The 417-nt window shown below is 60.4% G+C and carries 1 protein-coding gene; it reads left to right on the top strand.

The features are described from left to right. Positions 1 to 294 precede the first annotated feature (294 nt). Positions 295 to 417, top strand: a 123-nt coding sequence (locus EN804_RS37750) for an SDR family NAD(P)-dependent oxidoreductase (RefSeq protein ID WP_348642792.1), incomplete at its 3' end; no start/stop codon positions are given.

Here is a 417-nt window from a genome sequence, read left to right as displayed (position 1 = left end):
GGATCGCCAAGAGGCATGGCATTACCGACCGCGCGCCGCAGTTGAAGATGGCGACCGAAGTCAGCCAGTCCGTGACGTCGACGATCAAGAAGAACTAAGCAGAGACAAAGGCGGGCAGGACTGCGGCGGTGAACCGGCGATCTGACCGCCAGCTATCGAATCCATGTCCCAACGGCATTTCCGCAGTTCTAGGTGGCTCGCCATACTTGGCTCGGAAATCGAGCCCTGCGCCACGCAAGCCCGTTGCTCTCAGCCGCTTGCCGGATTCTCCGGCCGCAGTTTCAACCAAAGGAAATGACGATGCTCAGAGGAAAGACAGCGCTCATCACTGGTTCGACCAGCGGCATCGGCCAAGGCATCGCCGAAGCCTTCGCGGCCAGAGGCTGCAACATCGTCCTGAACGGCTTCGGTGATGCC

The sequence above is a fragment of the Mesorhizobium sp. M8A.F.Ca.ET.161.01.1.1 genome, from assembly GCF_004792105.1.
Classification (GTDB): Bacteria; Pseudomonadota; Alphaproteobacteria; order Rhizobiales; family Rhizobiaceae; genus Mesorhizobium.
This window is presented reverse-complemented; position numbering and strand designations above follow the sequence as displayed.